Origin of the sequence: Cognatilysobacter bugurensis, from assembly GCF_014652095.1 — a bacterium.
In the GTDB taxonomy this organism is placed as follows: domain Bacteria; phylum Pseudomonadota; class Gammaproteobacteria; order Xanthomonadales; family Xanthomonadaceae; genus Cognatilysobacter; species Cognatilysobacter bugurensis.
Genome location: NZ_BMYD01000001.1, coordinates 1,042,846 through 1,056,855, shown reverse-complemented (window position 1 = coordinate 1,056,855; position 14,010 = coordinate 1,042,846). Strand labels below are relative to the sequence as shown.

Annotated in this window: 15 protein-coding genes and 1 tRNA gene; 11 read left to right on the top strand and 5 right to left on the bottom strand. The window is 68.9% G+C overall.

Annotation, left to right across the window (positions count from 1 at the left end; translation table 11 throughout):
- Positions 1-64: 64 nt before the first annotated feature.
- Together IE075_RS04820 and IE075_RS04815 are read right to left on the bottom strand one after the other, a co-directional pair.
- Complete coding sequence (locus IE075_RS04820) at positions 65-535, bottom strand: peroxiredoxin (RefSeq protein ID WP_189453811.1); 471 nt, start codon at positions 533-535, stop codon at positions 65-67.
- A gap of 104 nt (positions 536-639) precedes the next feature.
- Positions 640-1,200 carry a glycine cleavage system transcriptional repressor gene (locus tag IE075_RS04815; protein WP_229792317.1) on the bottom strand — a complete coding sequence of 187 codons (561 nt, stop codon included), beginning with the start codon at positions 1,198-1,200 and terminating at the stop codon, positions 640-642.
- Between the two features lie 184 nt (positions 1,201-1,384).
- Here IE075_RS04815 and dapA point away from each other — a divergent pair, with 184 nt between their 5' ends.
- Both dapA and IE075_RS04805 read left to right on the top strand, forming a co-directional pair.
- Positions 1,385-2,290 carry a 4-hydroxy-tetrahydrodipicolinate synthase gene (dapA, locus tag IE075_RS04810; RefSeq protein WP_189453807.1) on the top strand — a complete coding sequence of 302 codons (906 nt, stop codon included), beginning with the start codon at positions 1,385-1,387 and terminating at the stop codon, positions 2,288-2,290.
- Positions 2,291-2,314: 24 nt separating this feature from the next.
- Entirely contained in the window at positions 2,315-2,815 is a 501-nt protein-coding gene (locus tag IE075_RS04805; RefSeq protein WP_189453804.1) for a hypothetical protein, read from the top strand.
- 74 nt (positions 2,816-2,889) lie between these two features.
- On the opposite strand, the gene fdxA is transcribed toward IE075_RS04805, so the two are convergent.
- Together fdxA and IE075_RS04795 are read right to left on the bottom strand one after the other, a co-directional pair.
- The gene (gene fdxA / locus IE075_RS04800) at positions 2,890-3,213 is read right to left on the bottom strand and encodes a ferredoxin FdxA (protein WP_189453802.1); all 324 of its coding nucleotides are present in this window, start codon (positions 3,211-3,213) and stop codon (positions 2,890-2,892) included.
- A 147-nt stretch (positions 3,214-3,360) separates the two neighbouring features.
- Positions 3,361-3,436, bottom strand: a tRNA-Glu gene (locus IE075_RS04795).
- A 129-nt stretch (positions 3,437-3,565) separates the two neighbouring features.
- Between IE075_RS04795 and pcnB the strand changes: the two genes are divergently transcribed.
- From pcnB to pgi, 6 genes are all read left to right on the top strand, one after another.
- The gene (gene pcnB, locus IE075_RS04790; RefSeq protein WP_189453800.1) at positions 3,566-4,909 is read left to right on the top strand and encodes a polynucleotide adenylyltransferase PcnB; all 1,344 of its coding nucleotides are present in this window, start codon (positions 3,566-3,568) and stop codon (positions 4,907-4,909) included.
- Positions 4,906-5,412, top strand: a complete 507-nt coding sequence (gene folK / locus IE075_RS04785) for a 2-amino-4-hydroxy-6-hydroxymethyldihydropteridine diphosphokinase (RefSeq protein ID WP_189453798.1) — start codon at positions 4,906-4,908, stop codon at positions 5,410-5,412. Before pcnB ends, folK begins: the two co-directional genes overlap by 4 nt.
- Before the next feature lie 27 nt (positions 5,413-5,439).
- Positions 5,440-6,258 carry a 3-methyl-2-oxobutanoate hydroxymethyltransferase gene (panB, locus tag IE075_RS04780; protein ID WP_189453795.1) on the top strand — a complete coding sequence of 273 codons (819 nt, stop codon included), beginning with the start codon at positions 5,440-5,442 and terminating at the stop codon, positions 6,256-6,258.
- 54 nt (positions 6,259-6,312) lie between these two features.
- Complete coding sequence (gene panC / locus IE075_RS04775; protein WP_189453793.1) at positions 6,313-7,161, top strand: pantoate--beta-alanine ligase; 849 nt, start codon at positions 6,313-6,315, stop codon at positions 7,159-7,161.
- 96 nt (positions 7,162-7,257) lie between these two features.
- The gene (gene panD / locus IE075_RS04770) at positions 7,258-7,638 is read left to right on the top strand and encodes an aspartate 1-decarboxylase (RefSeq protein ID WP_189453791.1); all 381 of its coding nucleotides are present in this window, start codon (positions 7,258-7,260) and stop codon (positions 7,636-7,638) included.
- A gap of 11 nt (positions 7,639-7,649) precedes the next feature.
- Entirely contained in the window at positions 7,650-9,167 is a 1,518-nt protein-coding gene (gene pgi / locus IE075_RS04765; protein ID WP_189453789.1) for a glucose-6-phosphate isomerase, read from the top strand.
- Between the two features lie 42 nt (positions 9,168-9,209).
- Here pgi and queG read toward each other — a convergent pair whose 3' ends face one another.
- Positions 9,210-10,334: a tRNA epoxyqueuosine(34) reductase QueG gene (gene queG / locus IE075_RS04760; RefSeq protein ID WP_189453787.1), complete on the bottom strand. Its 1,125-nt coding sequence runs from the start codon at positions 10,332-10,334 to the stop codon at positions 9,210-9,212.
- A gap of 25 nt (positions 10,335-10,359) precedes the next feature.
- Here queG and IE075_RS04755 point away from each other — a divergent pair, with 25 nt between their 5' ends.
- The 3 genes from IE075_RS04755 (at position 10,360) to IE075_RS04745 (ending at position 13,974) form a co-directional block, all read left to right on the top strand.
- Complete coding sequence (locus IE075_RS04755) at positions 10,360-11,856, top strand: NAD(P)H-hydrate dehydratase (RefSeq protein WP_189453784.1); 1,497 nt, start codon at positions 10,360-10,362, stop codon at positions 11,854-11,856.
- Positions 11,853-12,323, top strand: a complete 471-nt coding sequence (tsaE, locus tag IE075_RS04750) for a tRNA (adenosine(37)-N6)-threonylcarbamoyltransferase complex ATPase subunit type 1 TsaE (RefSeq protein ID WP_189453782.1) — start codon at positions 11,853-11,855, stop codon at positions 12,321-12,323. The genes IE075_RS04755 and tsaE overlap by 4 nt, the downstream gene beginning before the upstream one ends.
- 82 nt (positions 12,324-12,405) lie before the next feature.
- Positions 12,406-13,974, top strand: coding sequence for an N-acetylmuramoyl-L-alanine amidase (locus IE075_RS04745; RefSeq protein ID WP_425489336.1), 1,569 nt, complete (start codon positions 12,406-12,408; stop codon positions 13,972-13,974).
- Positions 13,975-14,010: the final 36 nt, after the last annotated feature.

Genomic DNA, 14,010 nt, shown 5'->3' with positions numbered 1-14,010 from the left:
GGACACGGCGGTGCGGCCGCGGCCCGCGATGCGGGTCGGCCTTGCAACAGACAAACGGGGTGCATCACTTCGCGCGGACGCCCTTGAGCGTGTCGAGCACGGCCTGGGCATGTCCCGGGACCCTCACCGGCCGCCAGACATGCGCGATCGCGCCGTCGGGATCGATCAGGAACGTGCTGCGCTCGATGCCGAACACCTTTCGGCCGTACATGTTCTTCTCGCGGATCACGTCGAACGCCTGGCACAGGGACTCGTCCGTGTCGCTCGCCAGCGGAAAGGAAAAGCCCTGCTTCGCGCAGAAGTTCTGGTGCGAGCGCATCGAGTCGCGCGACACGCCGATGACGCTCGCGTCGAGGGCGTTGAACTCATCGAGACGCGCGTTGAAGTCCAGTCCTTCGGTCGTGCAGCCCGGCGTACTGTCCTTCGGATAGAAATACAGCACCAGCCAGCGGCCCCGGAAATCGGACAGGCGCGGCGTGGTGCCGTCGGAAAGGGCCAGCGTGAGGTCGGGGGCAAGCGCGCCGGTTTCGGGCATCGGTCTCGGGTCCAGCCAGCGGATCTGGCCTGTGCGGTCCCAGCTTGAACGCGCGCCCGTGTCGCTTGCAACCGCGCCGCGGCGACGCCGCAGCCCAAACGCCCTCAGAACTTCATCGGATCCATGATCGCGTCGAGGTTCAGGTGGTCGCAGAACTCGAGGAAATCGTCGCGCAGCGCGGCGATGTGCATGCTCGCCGGCACGCCGATCGTGATCTGCGCAGAGAACATGTCAGCGCCGGTCTGCATGGCGCGATACCGCGAGCAGTGCAGGCTTTCGATCGTGATCCCCTGGCGGTCGAAAAAGTCCGCGAGCTGGAAGAGGATCCCCGGCTTGTCGGCCGACACCACCTCGACGATGTAAGGCAACAAGTCCGACTGCAGTTCCTTCGACCCGGTGCGATACCAGTTGAGCTTGATGCCGTCTTCCCGCTCGAGCCGGCCGAGCATCGCCTCGAGCTTCGCGACCGAGTCCCAAGATCCGACCGCGAGCGCGGTGACCGACACGTCGCGGCCCACGGTCGCGAGGCGCGCATCGACGAGGTTGCAGCCGCTATCGGTGATGCGGCGGCTCACGGCGAGCAGCGGCGACGCCGGATGCGTGGTGTACGCATTGATCAGCAGATGGTTTTCGTTCGGCGACGGCCGGGAAGCGGAATCAGTCAAGGCGGCGCCTGCATCGTGATGTCGGCCGCGCGGCGACGCCGCGGCCAGTGAACAGCAGCCGGAGCACAGGCTGCGTGGGGGATGCAGCATACTTGCCGGTGGTTTTACGCCGCAAGTAACATCGGCCGCGCTTCAATGCCCGGCCGCGCGCTGCGCGGTACCTCTATATTTTCAGGATCCTCCCTTGCGAATCACCGGCAGCATCACCGCGCTGGCTACGCCGTTCGACGCCTCGGGCGAGCTCGATCTCGACGCCTGGCACCGCCACATTGCACTGCAACTCGAGCGCGGCACCGAGGCGCTCGTCATTGCCGGGTCGACCGGCGAAGCCGCAGCGCTGTTCGACGCCGAGTACGACACCCTGCTGCGCACGGCGGTCGAGATCGTTGCCGGTCGTGTGCCGGTGCTCGCCGGCACGGGCCTGTCGAGCACGCTCAAGACCATCGAGCTCACACGCCGCGCGGCCGCCCTTGGCGCCGACGCTGCGCTCGTCGTCACGCCACCGTATGTGCGTCCTACGCAGGCGGGGCTCGTGGCGCATTACTGCGCGGTCGCCGACGACGGCGCGTTGCCGGTCGTGCTCTACAACGTGCCCGGCCGTACCGGCACCGACATGCTGCCCGAGACCGTCGGCGCGCTCGCGTCGCATCCGCGCATCGTCGGCATCAAGGAGGCGCACACGGACGAGTCGCGCATGGATGCGCTGCTGGCATTCAAGTCCGCGGATTTCACCGTGCTCAGCGGCGACGATCCGACCGCGTGTCGCGCGATGCTCGCGGGCGCGGACGGCATTGTGTCGGTGGCGTCGAACGTCCTGCCCGCATCGTTCCGCCGCCTGTGCGAACTCGCGCGGGCCGAGCGCGAAGTCGACGCAACCGAATGGGACGCACGACTTGTGCCGGCGTGTACCTTCCTCGGTGTCGAGCCGAACCCGATCCCGGTCAAGGCACTTCTCGAGCGGCAGGGCATCGGCCGCGGCCTCCGCCTGCCGCTGACCTCGCTCTCCGACCGATATGCGGCCGAAGCCGCGCGCATCGACGAACTCGTGCGCGCGCTCGAGCGCGAATGCGTCGAATCCCCCGCGACCTGACGGCCGCCTCAGCAGGAGTTTCCGATGTCCACGACCTCTTCAGTTCCGCGCATCGCGGCGGCCCTCATCCTCGGCGGCCTCGTCGCGACGAGCGGCTGCAGCTGGTTCCGGAAGGGCGATGCGCTGTTCGCGAACGACCCGGCCAACCGCCCGCTCGAAGTCCCGCCCCCGCTGGAGCAGCCGCGCGCCGATGCGAACGTTGCCTCCGTCGGCGCTGTCGCGCCGGCCCGCAGCGCAGCGGTCCCCACCAATTCGGTCGGCTTCACGGTGCCCGGCTCACGTGACGCCGTGTTCGACCGCGTCGGCGAGGAGTTGGCGAAGGTCCCCGGGGTCGTCATCGTGAGCCGAGCGCAGGTGCTCGGCGCCTATGACGTGACGTACGAAGGCGCGAGCTTCCTCGTGCGCATCGCCGGCAGCGAAACCGGCTCGACGGTGAGCGCGGTCGACCCGCGCGGCGTCCCGGTCACCGGCGAGGCCGCGACCCGTCTGCTCGCCCAGCTCAAGGCCACGCTCGGCGGCAACTGACCGCGCCGGCTGCAGAGTGCAAAACGGGCGCTTCGGCGCCCGTTTTTTTGTCTCAGTGCCGGCTCAGCCCGGCGTTAGCGCTCGATGAGGTCGATCTTGCCCGGCTTGCCTTCCCATTCCTTCGCGTCGGGCAGCGGGTCCTTGCGGGTAGTCAGGACCGGCCACGCCTTCGCCAGCTCGGCGTTGAGCTGCACGAACGCCTCCTGGCCCGCGGGCACGTCGTCCTCGGGGTAGATCGCGTTGATCGGGCACTCCGGCTCGCACAAGGTGCAGTCGATGCACTCGTCCGGATCGATCACGAGGAAATTGGGACCCTCGTGGAAGCAATCGACCGGGCACACCTCCACGCAGTCGGTGTACTTGCACTTGACGCAGTTCTCGGTGACGACAAAGGGCATGGGCGCGTCCGGTGATGCAGGGCAATGGATAGTCTAACGGCTGCCTGAGGGCGCCCCAACCGCAAAGGCTGACCGCCCGGGCAACAAAAAAGCCCGCACGGGGTGCGGGCTTTTTGTGCGATCGCGCTTGAGGCGCAACCGCGTCATTGGCGCTCCCTACGGGATTCGAACCCGTGTTTTAGCCTTGAGAGGGCCACGTCCTAGGCCTCTAGACGAAGGGAGCAGGGTGCTGCTGAAAACCGCGCCGGACTCTCAACGTTACGCGGCTTGCTAGTATAGGGAGCGCCGTTGCCGCGAGCAACGGGTTTGACGTGCGCCCTCCACACTAAGAGACCGCGGCGACGCCGCTTCGATGCAGCCCGAACTCCACGACCAGACTCCCGTCCCCGTGCTCCGCGTGATCTCGCGCGACGGCCACAACGTGTCGCGCCGCGACATCAGCCCGAATGCCTTGCGCGTGCTCTATCGCCTGCGCGAGGCGGGCTTCGGCGCCTTCCTCGTCGGCGGCGCCGTTCGCGACCTGCTGATCGGCGGAAACCCGAAGGACTTCGACATCGCGACCGACGCGACGCCGGAGCAGGTGCGCGGGCTGTTCCGCAACTGCCGCCTGATCGGCCGCCGGTTCCGGCTCGCGCACGTTGTCTTCGGGCGCGAGATCATCGAGGTCGCGACGTTCCGGGCGAACACCGACAACGGCAGCGGCGAGCGGGAAACCCACGAGGACGGCCGCGTGTTGCGCGACAACGTCTATGGCTCGATCGAGGAGGACGCGGTCCGCCGCGACTTCACCGCGAACGCCCTTTACTACGCGATCGAGGACTTCTCGGTGCGCGACTTCGTCGGCGGCTTCGAGGACGTGCAGAACCGCCTGATGCGCCTGATCGGCGATCCGGAGACTCGTTACCGCGAGGATCCGGTGCGCATGCTGCGGGCGGTGCGCCTCGCCGCGAAGCTCGACTTCGAGATCGAGGCGGCCACCGCCGAGCCGCTGGTGCGCCTTGCGCCGTTGCTGTCCGAAAGCGCCCCCGCGCGCCTGTTCGAAGAGTGCCTCAAGCTGTTCCTGTCGGGCCATGCCGAAGCGAGCTTCATCGGGCTCGAACGTTTCGGCCTGCTCGGCGCGTTGTTCCCGGAAACCGCGGCTGCGCTGAGGTCGAACCGCAGTGGCGCACTGCGCCGGATGGTGCTCGAAGGGCTCCGCGGTACCGACTCGCGCGTTGCGAACGACGAGCCGGTGTCGCCGGCGTTCCTGTTCGCACTTTTGCTCTGGCCCGCGTACTGCCGCGCGTTGATGGCCTTGCAGGCCGGCGGCATGCAGCCGGTTGAGGCGCAGCGCCGCGCTGCCGACCAGGTCACGTTGCACCAGCTGTCGACGGTCGCGCTGCCGCGCCGCTTCTCGCTGCCGATGCAGGAAATCTGGCTGCTCCAGCCGCGTTTCTCATTGCGCCAGCGCAAGCGAGTGTTCCGCCTGCTGTCCCATCCGCGCTTCCGCGCGGCGTTCGATTTCCTTGTGCTGCGCCAGGCTGCGTCGAACGAGCATGCAGCCGACGTCGAGTTCTGGCGTGAGGCGCAGCTGCACCCGACCGAGACCGTCGCCGCGCACGAGCAGGAACATCCTGACGGGGAGACCGGCGAGGACGGCGCACCCCGTCGCCGCCGTCGCCGACGCCGCAGCAACGCGAAGCCCGCCGCCGAGTGAGCGAGCGCTGCTTCGTCGGGCTCGGCGCGAATCTCGGGAATGCCCCGGAGGCGGTGTTGGCTGCCATCGGCGCCATCGGGCGGCTGCCGGCAACCGCGGTGCTTCGCGCGTCGAGTCTGTACCGCACACCGGCGTGGGGCCTCACGGCGCAACCTGACTTCATCAACGCGGTCGTGATGCTCGACACCGCCCGCGAACCGCTAGCGCTGCTCGAGGACCTGCTCGCGATCGAACGCGACGCCGGTCGCGACCGCAGCTCGGCCACGCGTTGGGGGCCCCGTGCGCTCGACCTGGATCTGCTGCTCTACGGCGATCACACGATCGACGTGCCGGGCCTGCATGTGCCGCATCCCCACCTGCACGAGCGCGCATTCGTGCTGGTGCCGCTCGTCGAAATCGCACCCGATGCGCACATTCCAGGCGTCGGGCCGGCACGCGATTGCGCGGCCGCGATGGAAAGCGCCGGCATGCAGGCGCTAACGTATGGGGCTCCCTCCGCCTGAGCACCGGCGTCCGCGTCGGTGGGACCCATGTACGCCGCAACCCCCCGAGACAAGCCCTGGACGGTTCCAGCGCTCGCCGCCGCGAAGCGCGAAGGCCGCAAGCTCGCAATGCTGACTTGCTACGACGCGAGCTTCGCGCGCGCGCTTGAAGCTGGTGGCGTCGACCTCGTCCTCGTCGGCGATTCGCTGGGCATGGTCGTGCAGGGCCACCACAGCACGCTGCCGGTCACGGTCGATCACATCGCGTATCACGTCGCCTGCGTTGCACGCGGGATGTCGCGGCCCCTCCTGATCGCGGACCTGCCGTTCCAGGCTGACGCGACACCGCAGGTCGCGCTCGAGACCTCGACGCGCCTGCTGCAGGCCGGTGCCGCGATGGTCAAGCTCGAAGGCGCGGGCCATAAGCTCGAGGTGATCCGCTACCTCGTCGAGCGCGAGATTCCCGTTTGCGCCCACCTTGGGCTCACGCCGCAGTCGGTGCTCATGCTGGGCGGGTACAAGGTGCAGGGCCGCGAGGAGCACGCCGCGCAGCGTCTGCGCGACGACGCGCTCGCGGTGGAGCAGGCCGGCGCGGCGATGCTCGTGCTCGAGTGTGTGCCGAGCTCGCTTGCGACGGCCGTGACCTCCGCAGCGGGCATTCCGACAATCGGCATCGGCGCCGGTCCGCAGTGCGACGGGCAGGTGCTGGTGCTGCATGACCTGCTCGGGGTCGACAGCGGCCACCGGCGGCCGAAGTTCGTGAAGAACTTCCTGGACGGCGCGGGTTCCATTGCAGGCGCGGTGGAGGCATTCGTCTCGGCCGTGCACGAAGGGCGCTTCCCTGAGGCCTCACATTCGTATGAGTGAGTCCATGACCGTGCTTTCCATGAGCCGAAAGCCGGCTGTTCGGGCCGAGCAGCCGTGATCGAGATCGTCCGCGAGCTCGACGAGCTGCGTGCACAGGTGGGGGCATGGACCCGCGCCGGACTGCGTGTGGGCTTCGTGCCGACGATGGGCAACTTGCACCCGGGGCACCACTCGCTCGTGCGCATCGCCTGTGAACGAGCTGACCGCGTGGTCGCCAGCGTGTTCGTCAATCCGACCCAGTTCGGACCGCGCGAGGATTTCGCGCGCTACCCGCGCACCCCGCAAGCCGACGCGGACGGACTCGCGGCGGTCGGTTGCGACTTGGTGTGGATGCCGTCGGTTGAGACGATGTACCCCTTCGGGGCCACCGGCGCCGTGCGTGTGCAGGTGCCGGGCGTCACGGACGTGCTCGAAGGAGCGCACCGCCCCGGGCATTTCGATGGCGTGGCCACCGTCGTGGCGCGCCTGTTCAACCAGGTCCGCCCGGACATCGCGGTGTTCGGCCGCAAGGACTACCAGCAGTTCGCGGTGATCCAATACCTCGTGCGCGACCTGGCGTTTCCGGTCGAACTCGTCGGTGCGCAGACGCTGCGCGAAGCTGACGGGCTGGCGATGAGCTCGCGCAACCAGTACCTCACGGCCGACGAGCGTCCGCGCGCCGCGGAGATTCACCGCTGCCTGCAAGCCATGCGCGAGGGCGTCCTGGGCGGCGCGGAGGTCAGCGCGGTCGAGGCCGACGCGCGTCGTCGGCTGGAGTCGGCGGGCTACATCGTCGATTACGCCGCCGTGCGCACCGCGGGGCTGGCCGAGTTCGACGGCGCGCCGTCGGGCACTGCCGTGGCGCTGATCGCCGCTCGGCTGGGCACGACCCGGCTCATCGACAATCTCGAATTCGAGATCTGAACCCCGGTTTTCGCGACGCCGGACCCGATGTTGCACTGCGCCATGCGCTGGTAGACTTCGCGTGCGCGTCCGCATGCCGCGGACAGAGTCATCGACATGCTGCTGAACCTGCTCAAGGCCAAGATCCACCGCGCCACGGTCACCCACGCCGAGCTGCATTACGAAGGCTCGTGCGCAATCGACGGCCGCCTGCTCGACATCTCGGGCATCCGCGAGTACGAGCAGATCCACATCTGGAACGTCAACCAGGGCACGCGCTTCGTCACCTACGCGATCCGCGGTGAGGAAGGCAGCGGCGTGATCTCGGTCAACGGTGCTGCTGCGCACCTCGCGCAGCCGGGCGACCTCGTGATCATTGCCGCGTACGGCCAGTGCACCGAAGCCGAAGCCGCGACGTTCAAGCCGACGTGCGTCTACGTCGATCGGGACAACCGCCTGACGCACACCAATCACTCGATGCCTGCACAGGCCGCGTGATCATGCGCGGCATGGACGCCCGAACCCGTATCGATACCGTTGCCGCCGAGGCCCGCCGCCTCGGCGATTCCCGCATCTCCGACCTGGTTTCCGCCAAGCCGGCGCGCTCGCGCGAGTTCGCGCTTCGCGTCGGTCCGCTGTACGCGAACTTCGCGCGCCAGCGCTACGACCGCCAGGCGCTCGATGCCGTATTCGCCGCGTTCGAGGCCGCCGGTGGAACGCAAGCACTAAATGCGCTGTTCGATGGCGCCCAGGTCAACCCGACCGAGGCGCGCCCGGCTCTGCACACCGCGCTGCGCAGTGATCTTTCATCGAGTGACGTCGCCCGCAACGCGCATGCACAGGCGTGCGACGCACGCGCCGCGATGCGCCGGGTCGTCGAGCAGCTGCACTCGAGCGGCGTCACCGACGTCGTCAGCGTGGGTATCGGAGGCTCGGACCTCGGCCCGCGCCTCGCGGTCGATGCGCTCGCCGAAGCCGGCGCCTCGCCAGTGCGCGTGCACTTCCTGTCGAATGTCGACGGGCACGCTGCCAAGCGCGTGCTTGCCGGGCTCGATCCGGCGCGCACCGCGGTGCTGCTGATCTCGAAGAGCTTCGGCACGCAGGAAACGCTGCTCAACGGCCGCATCCTGCGCGAGTGGCTCGGCGACGGCGCGCGGCTGTACGCGATCTCCGCGAACGTCGAACGCGCCGCGAAGGAATTCTCGATCCCGCCGGAGCGCATCCTGCCGATGTGGGACTGGGTCGGCGGGCGGTACTCATTGTGGTCCGCAGTCGGCCTGCCGATCGCGCTGGCGATCGGCATGGATGGCTTCGAGCAACTGCTCGACGGCGCCGCCGAAATGGACGCGCACGTGCTGCGCACGCCGATGCGCGAGAACCTCGCGGCCTGGCACGCGGCTACCGCGATCTTCAACCGGAATGGCCTCGGCTTCGGCGCGCACGCGGTGCTGCCGTACGACGAGCGCCTGCGCCTGCTGCCGAACTATCTGCAGCAGCTGGTGATGGAAAGCCTCGGCAAGTCCGTGCAGGTCGACGGCTCGCCCGTCGCCGGGGACACCGTGCCGGTGTGGTGGGGCGGGGCAGGCACCGACACGCAGCACAGCTTCTTCCAGGCGCTGCACCAGGGCACCGAACCGGTGCCGTGCGACCTCATCGGCGTCGTGCAGCCCTCGCATGGGCACGAAGTGAACCATCGCGCGCTGCTGTCGAACCTGTTCGCGCAGGCCGAGGCATTCGCGAACGGACAGGCCAGCGACGATCCGCATCGCAGCTACGCCGGCAACCGCCCCAGCACGATGCTGCTGCTCGACGCGCTCACGCCGCACGCATTCGGCGCCTTGCTCGCGCTGTACGAGCACAGCGTCTACCTGCAGGGCGTGTTCTGGGGAATCAACCCGTTCGATCAGTTCGGCGTCGAGCTCGGCAAGCAGCTGGCCTCGACGCTGCTGCCTGTTCTCGAAGGCCGCGACGAAGCGCACGACAACGTAACCCGCGAACTCATTGCGCAGGTCGGCGCACGCAGTTGATCCACGCACGCGGCTTCTACCGCGTGCGTTACGCCTTAGCCGTCAGCCGGTCAGCGTGATCGCGAGGGCATCCTTCCTCGACGCATGCTGCGCGAGCGCCCATTCGACGTGCTCGCGTACGACTTCATCGTCGACGTCGCGACGCGACTTAAGAGCAGCGATGACGTCCGACGTCGTCGGCGCATTGCCGAGCGCGACCGCGATGTTGCGCAGCCAGCGCGCATAGCCACTGCGGCGGATCGCCGAGCCTTCGGTGCGCGAAAGGAACTCGTCCTCCGTCCACGCAAACAGTTCGGCGAGCGTCGCGCGGTCGAGGTCGTTGCGCGCGCGGAAGTCAGGCTCGTCGCTTCGCTTCGCGAACTTGTTCCACGGGCATACGAGTTGGCAGTCGTCACAGCCGAAGATGCGGTTGCCGATCAGCGGCCGCAACTCGGGATCGATCGCGCCTTCATGTTCGATCGTCAGGTACGAGATGCAGCGACGCGCATCGAGCCGATGCGGCGCGACGATCGCCTGGGTGGGGCAGACGTCGATGCAGCGCGCACAGGTGCCGCAATGCGCGGTCGCGGGCGCGTCGACCGGCAGCGGCACGTCCACGTAGATTTCGCCGAGGAAAAACCAGGAGCCGCCATCTCGATCGATGAGGCAGGTGTGCTTGCCGATCCAGCCAAGCCCCGCGTTGCGTGCGAGCGCACGCTCGAGCACGGGTGCGGAGTCGACGAACACGCGGTGCCCGAACGGACCGATCTCCTGGGCGATGCGGTCTGCAAGCCTCTGCAGGCGCTGGCGCATGAGCTTGTGGTAATCGCGGCCGAGTGCATAACGCGCCACATACGCGCGCTCGCCATCGTGCAGCGTATCCCATGCTTCGACGTCGTCGCGGCGCCCGTAATCGAGGCCGACCGAAATCACGCGCACGGTGCCGGGCAACAGTTCGGCGGGGCGGGCGCGCATCACGCCGTGTCGCGCCATCCACTCCATCGAACCGTAGAGGCCGTGCGCAAGCCAGTCGGCGAGGTGCGCTTCGTCATCCCGTAGATCCACGCCGCTGATGCCGCACCGCTGGAAGCCGAACTCGCCCGCAAGCGCGCGAATGCGGTGCGCAAGCGCGTGCGGGTCGGCCGGCGGCGGGTGGGCCGCGGCCGCGGGAGGGGCCGGAAGGTTCACGATCACGCAAGTATAAAATCGCGCGATGCCGTGCACCGCGCTCCCCGACGAGACCCCGCTGTTCGATTCAGCTGCGCTGCGCGCAGTTGAGCAGCGTGCCGCGCAGGCGACCGGTGACGCGTTCGAACTCATGCGTCGGGCGGGTCGCGCCGCATGGCGCGAACTGCTCGAGCACTGGCCGAAGGCGCGTCGCCTGCTCATCGTCTGCGGGCCCGGAAACAATGGCGGCGACGGTTACGTCCTGGCGACGCACGCGCAGCAGTCCGGGCGCGACGTCCGTGTTATCGCGTCAACCGACACGCCGCCGATTTCGGTGTTGGCCCGCGACGCCTGTCGGGCGTACGTCGCCGCAGGTGGGCGCGTTGGACCGTTCGACGGCGCGTTGCCCGAGGCCGATCTCGTCGTCGACGCGCTGTTCGGCATCGGGCTGTCTCGCGTGCCGGAAGGGCCGTCCGCCGCACTGATCGACGCGATGAACGCCCACGATGCGCCGGTGTTCGCACTCGACGTGCCGAGCGGCGTCGACGCCGAGCGCGGCAGTGCGCCTGCTGCGGCGGTCCGCGCGGCATGCACGCTTGAACTCATCGCATCCAAGGCCGGCCTGCGCACTGGCGCAGCGCTCGATTGCACCGGCGCCCTCGGGCTGGCGACGCTGGACACGGAGCCGTTCCTCGAGGGCCTGCTGCCGGTCGGCACCACGCTGGATGCGCGCTCGCTGGTGCGCTGGCTGCAGCCGCGTTCGCGAGACAGCCACAAGGGTCGACACGGCCGCGTCCTGTGCGTGGGCGGCGAGCGTGGTGGCGGTGGCGCGATCATGCTGTGCGCGGAGGCCGCGCTGCGGACCGGCGCGGGCCTTGTCGACGTCGCCACACGCGGCGCGCACATCGCAGCGTTGCTTGCACGCACGCCGGAAGCAATGGCGCATGCGTGCGACGACGTGGGCGCGCTGCGCCCATCCGTCGATGCAGCGGACTGCATTGCGATCGGCCCGGGGCTCGGGCAAGGCGAGTGGGGCCGCGCCCTGCTCGACTGCGCTCTCGACGCAGCGCGCCCGCTCGTGCTCGATGCCGATGCCCTCAATCTCCTCGTAGCGCGGCCGACGCCGTTGCCGCCCGACGCCATCATCACCCCGCATCCCGGCGAGGCCGCGCGCCTGCTCGGCACGGACACCATCGGCGTGCAGCGCGATCGCATTGCAGCAGCGCGCTCGCTCGTACACCGCTTCGGGTGCGTAGTAGTGCTGAAGGGCGCGGGCACGATTGTCGTCGCGCCAGACGCGCGGTTGCATGTGATCGCCGCGGGCAATCCCGGGCTCGCGGTCGGCGGCACCGGGGACGTGCTGACCGGCGTCATTGCGGCCTTGCGCGCGCAGGGGCTCGATGCGTTCGACGCCGCCGCCTGCGGCGCGCTCCTGCACGCCGTGGCGGGTGATTCCGCGGCCGCGGACGGCCAGCGCGGCCTGCGTGCGTCCGACCTGATGCCTTGGCTGCGCCGTCACTCCAACCCGGAACTCGCCCCATGACGTCGTTGTTCTTGGCCGATCCTGACGCCACCGATCGACTCGGCGCGGCCCTTGCCGAATCGCGACCGCCTCGCGCCGTCGTGCACCTGCTGGGCGATCTCGGCGCCGGTAAATCTTCGCTTGCACGCGCGATGCTGCGCGCCCTCGGCGTGGTCGGCACGGTGCGCAGCCCAACTTACACCCTGGTCGAGCGCTACCCGCTTGCAGAGGGGGGCGAAGCCTGGCACCTGGACCTGTACCGCATCGGCGACCCAGGTGAGCTGGAATTCCTCGGCCTCGACAGCGACGACGCAGCACTGTGGCTCGTCGAGTGGCCGGACCGCGGCGCAGGCGCGCTGCCGGTTGCGGACCTTGTCGTGCGCATGGAGGTTGAAGGAGGCGGCCGGCGCGCCACGTTGCACCCCTGTAACGCCTCCTCTGAAGCTTGGCTGACGCACTGTCGCTTTCACATGCCGACTCCTGAATGAGTTTTCAGGAATGCGCGCCAGGTAGCGGATTTGTAAGGAAAACCGCTTGCAATCGGGCAGGCCCGGTGCTTGACTGTGCCGCATGCGTGTGAAGGGGGCCACCGTCCAGAAATTCATGCTCGGCGCCGCGTTGATCGCGGGGCTGGCGTGGAACCTTACGCACGCCGCGGAGATCCGCGGCGTGCGCGTCGATGCGGGCGCGACCGGCACCCGCGCCGAAATCACGCTGGACCGCAGTGCCGAGTTCAAGGTGCTGCGCCTGCAGTCGCCCGACCGGCTCGCGGTCGACCTGCCCGAATCTTCGCTCGCGAAGAACCTGAAGCTGCCATCGGCCGCCGGGATCGTGCAGTCCGTGCGCAGCGGTGCACCTGCGGCAGGCACGGTGCGGATCGTGTTCGACCTTGCGCAGCCGGTCGCGGCACTGAAGCCTCGCATTGAACCTGCCGGCGACGGCGCCACGCTCGTCCTCGAGTGGCCCGGCGATGGAAAGACGGTAGCGATCAGCTCGGCGGTCGCCGCGGCTGCTGCCATATCCAACCAAGCTGTGACCGCGACGTCGGGCGAGCCTGTCCCCGTGCCGGCGCCGGCAGTGTCGGCGGCCTCGTCAATCGATCCAGCTCGCGCGTCGTCCGAAGCCACGAGCCGTTTGATCTCCGAGCTGATGGTGCGCGGTGCGAAGCCGGCCGAGCCTGCGCGTGCTGCGGACGCTGTTTCTTCAACGACTCCCGACGCAAAGCCCGCATCCCCCGAAGCCGGGCCCGCAACCGCGCCCGTCGCGTCCGCAGCCATCGGGGCGGCCTCAGTCGCTGCGTCGCCCGCGGCAGGCAGCGAAGCAACGGCCGCCGCGCAGACAGCGCCGACGGCGTCACCGCCGCCGGTCCCCGCTGTGTCGTCCCGTGCCGTGCGTCCACTCGTCATCGCGATCGACCCCGGCCACGGCGGGCAGGACCCCGGCGCGATCGGGCTGGATGGCAACCGCGAGAAAGACGTCACGCTTGCGATCGCGCGCGAGCTTGCGCGCCAGATCAATGCGACGCCCGGACTGAAGGCGTATCTCACGCGCGACGCCGACATGTTCCTGCCGCTCCCGCGTCGTGCGCAGCTCGCGCGGCAGGCTAAGGCGGACATGTTCATCTCGATCCACGCGGACGCCGCCGAGAACCGCGCGGCGCACGGCTCGTCGGTGTATGTGCTCTCGACGAAGGGCGCGTCCTCCCAGCGCGCGCGCTGGCTCGCCGACAAGGAAAACGCCTCGGACCTCATCGGCGGCGTCCGGCTAGCACAGGCCAGCGGCACGCTTGCCTCGGTGCTGCTCGACCTGACGCAGAGCGGGCACATGAAGGCGTCCGAAGACGCTGCGGCGCAGGTGCTTGCGGGGCTGAAACGGGTGGGTCGTAACCACAAGCCCAGCGTCGAGCGCGCGAACTTCGCGGTGCTGCGCACGTCCGACATGCCCGCGATGCTGGTCGAAACCGCCTTCATCTCGAACCCCGAAGAAGAGAAGCGTCTGGTCAACCCGGCGCACCAGAAAGCCCTTGCCGCTGCGGTGCTCGAAGGCATAAACGGATATTTCACGCGCCAGCCGCCGCCCGGCACGATGTACGCGATGCGTGCGGCCGCGCCGACCGGCGCTGCCGGCGGCAGTCCCTGATCGACGACGCGGGTTGCCGCGGGGGCGGCGGCCCGA

Bases quoted from the DNA above. Each gene is read 5' to 3' on its own strand.
- IE075_RS04820 (WP_189453811.1), bottom strand. From the start codon at position 535: ATGCCCGAAACCGGCGCGCTTGCCCCCGACCTCACGCTGGCCCTTTCC.
- IE075_RS04805 (WP_189453804.1), top strand. From the start codon at position 2,315: ATGTCCACGACCTCTTCAGTTCCGCGCATCGCGGCGGCCCTCATCCTC.
- fdxA (WP_189453802.1), bottom strand. From the start codon at position 3,213: ATGCCCTTTGTCGTCACCGAGAACTGCGTCAAGTGCAAGTACACCGAC.
- pcnB (WP_189453800.1), top strand. From the start codon at position 3,566: ATGCAGCCCGAACTCCACGACCAGACTCCCGTCCCCGTGCTCCGCGTG.
- panB (WP_189453795.1), top strand. From the start codon at position 5,440: ATGTACGCCGCAACCCCCCGAGACAAGCCCTGGACGGTTCCAGCGCTC.
- panD (WP_189453791.1), top strand. From the start codon at position 7,258: ATGCTGCTGAACCTGCTCAAGGCCAAGATCCACCGCGCCACGGTCACC.
- pgi (WP_189453789.1), top strand. From the start codon at position 7,650: ATGGACGCCCGAACCCGTATCGATACCGTTGCCGCCGAGGCCCGCCGC.
- IE075_RS04755 (WP_189453784.1), top strand. From the start codon at position 10,360: ATGCCGTGCACCGCGCTCCCCGACGAGACCCCGCTGTTCGATTCAGCT.
- tsaE (WP_189453782.1), top strand. From the start codon at position 11,853: ATGACGTCGTTGTTCTTGGCCGATCCTGACGCCACCGATCGACTCGGC.
- IE075_RS04745 (WP_425489336.1), top strand. From the start codon at position 12,406: ATGCGTGTGAAGGGGGCCACCGTCCAGAAATTCATGCTCGGCGCCGCG.